The sequence below is a fragment of the Chamaesiphon polymorphus CCALA 037 genome (assembly GCF_003003845.1).
Classification (GTDB): Bacteria; Cyanobacteriota; Cyanobacteriia; order Cyanobacteriales; family Chamaesiphonaceae; genus Chamaesiphon; species Chamaesiphon polymorphus.
Genome location: NZ_PVWO01000689.1, coordinates 1 through 2388, shown reverse-complemented (window position 1 = coordinate 2388; position 2388 = coordinate 1). Strand labels below are relative to the sequence as shown.

The window sequence follows — 2388 nt, the reverse complement described above, 5'->3', positions numbered from 1 at the left end:
AAGTACATCCACTCGACCGAATCTGGAAACAGCTTCTTCAACTAGTTTTGGCGCAAATGTCGGATCGGTAATGTCACCTGTTACCAGATGGACGCGATTCGCCAAGGGCGACACTACGTGAACGGGTCGAGCAAGTTTTTGAGCCGCCATTTCAAGTTTTGAGAATGTTCTCCCATTCAGTACCACATTCGCCTGATTGTGCAAAAATGCTTCAGCAATGGCATAGCCCAAACCAGTTGCAGCACCCGTGATAATTACAGTCTGAGTTGTCATACTATCTACCTCCAATTTAGTTCCAAGATTTGACTGTCTAGATGACTTTTTTCATTAGGAAGTTAATCCTGGACAATATCCCATTTACAATAAAGTTTGCGGTGCTCGTCAGATAACCAGCCAGAGGTGAGCCTTACTTGTTGCCTTTTAATTCCAAGCTGATGCTCTTGTCTGCTGTTGGTAGTTTGGGTTTCGAGGGTTGCTTGTCTCATGACTTTTCTCCGCTGAATGCCTTGCCGAAATTCTTTCACAGGCACTCCAGCAACACCCCAGTCTTCAGTCGCAACTTCATCAATGACAACGAATGTCGTTGCTGGTGTTTTATTTAGAACGCGCACCAAAAGTTCTGTTACACCTTTAATGAGTTCGGCTTTTTGCTGTGTTGTTGCGCCTTCGCGAGTAATTTTGATGTTTACATAGGGCATGGTTTGACCTTTGGCTAATTCTGACTTGTTGGCAATATTGCCGTGTCTGCATGGAGCGTGTAGTGAAAGACTTTGGTAATAATTTTCCATTCGCCCTCAAGCTGAATGAGGGTGAGGAGATCGATAAAATCTTTGCCTAGCATGGAAGAACGCATTCTGGCGATCGCGGTTACAGCCCCTATGAATTCGATCGATTCGATTGAAAATGCGTAGGTTTCTCCAGAAGATTCGGGAGAAATTCGTCGCTCTACAATTGGAAAATAGGAATTCATATCCAGATGCAATAGTTCGCCACTAGATGCAGTAAAGTATTGCGCGCTGGCATGAAAAACAGTTGCCAAAAGAGCGATATCGCAACGATATAAAGCGTCGTAATATCGATCGAGCAAATCGACGATCGCGAAATATTTAATACTGCAAACCTGTTTATCTACTCCATAAGACCTGTACTCGATCATAGTTCCTCCGCGCTTTGGGTTATTGCAGCTTGAAGCGCATACTTTTACGATAACTCTTCACTCAAAAAAGATAAAGATCGATCTAATTGAATAACTTTTTACTCATGGTGAATAATAGAGATGGCGAGATGAATTGTTTTGTATGTAATGTTCTATGGATAAATTAATTGCTCTGAATGTCTTTAGACGAGTTGTTGAGTTGGAAAGTTTTAGCCGTGCAGCAGACGCTCTAAACTTATCAAATGCAGCCGTCAGTAAAAATGTCCAAGAACTGGAAAAAGAACTGGGAACCCAGTTGATTCATCGGACAACCAGACGTTTGAACTTGACTGAAGCAGGACGACTCTATTTTCAGCGGGTTTCCTCGATTCTGGACGAACTAGAACGTGTTGAAGAAGTGGTTTCCGATCTCTGTGTCAAACCTCACGGACTGCTGCGCGTGACAGCACCAATGTCTCTGGGCTTAACCCATGTAGCAACAGCGATTTATCAATTTCAATCGATTTATCCAGATATGCAGATCGAACTCATCCTCAACGATCGCTATGTAGATCCGATCGAGGAAGGATTTGATGTAGGGATTAGAGGGGGCGGAATAGTCAACGATAATAGTCTGGTTTCACATCGAATCTGCAATATTCAACGAGTCGTTTGCGCCTCACCAGCATATCTCAAGCAATATGGCGAACCAAAATCGCCGGAGGATTTAAAGCAGCACCATTGTGTGATTTACACGCTGGCGCGATCGCCCCATGAGTGGTGTTTTTGGCGAGGTGATGAAACCGTAACCGTGAAGGTTAATGGATCTTTAAAAGTGAACAATAGCCTTGCTGCGAGTCGAGCTGCTGTTGCGGGACTCGGTTTGATTTTTTTGCCCATGTTCGCAGTTTTAGATGGATTAGAACGTGGGATGCTAAAAACTGTCTTGAAAGAATGGTCTACGGAACCTTTAACCCTATATGCGATTTACCCAAAACATCGCCAACACTCAGGAAAACTTGAAGTATTCATAGACTTCATCTCGGAGGCTCTTCAGGAGTCGATCGCCGATAGTCGATCATCGATCGTCGATGGCTGATAGTTACCTCTTTTTTTGGTAAATATCTAACATAAGGAAATCAAAGTAGAGGATATAAAATAGCCCCGACTTCTTGAACTCGACTTTAGCCATTAGAGGAGAAAGCGATCGAGAAAGGGGAGGAAAATGGAGTAGAGTCAACCAATTGTGGTAG

The 2388-nt window shown here is 43.5% G+C and carries 3 protein-coding genes and 1 pseudogene; 1 reads left to right on the top strand and 3 read right to left on the bottom strand.

The genetic code is table 11. The features are described from left to right. The 3 genes and pseudogenes from C7B77_RS28305 to C7B77_RS28295 form a co-directional block, all read right to left on the bottom strand. A partial coding sequence (locus C7B77_RS28305) for an SDR family NAD(P)-dependent oxidoreductase (RefSeq protein WP_146138582.1) occupies positions 1-273 on the bottom strand: 273 nt, incomplete at its 3' end. 224 nt (positions 274-497) lie between these two features. After that, positions 498-698: pseudogene (locus tag C7B77_RS31795) on the bottom strand (tautomerase family protein); the annotation flags it as partial. A gap of 14 nt (positions 699-712) precedes the next feature. Continuing rightward, positions 713-1156 (bottom strand): nuclear transport factor 2 family protein, encoded by a 444-nt coding sequence (locus tag C7B77_RS28295; protein WP_106312921.1) that lies wholly within the window; start codon positions 1154-1156, stop codon positions 713-715. Positions 1157-1310: 154 nt separating this feature from the next. Here C7B77_RS28295 and C7B77_RS28290 point away from each other — a divergent pair, with 154 nt between their 5' ends. Beyond that, complete coding sequence (locus C7B77_RS28290) at positions 1311-2234, top strand: LysR family transcriptional regulator (protein ID WP_106312919.1); 924 nt, start codon at positions 1311-1313, stop codon at positions 2232-2234. The last annotated feature ends 154 nt before the right edge of the window (positions 2235-2388 follow it).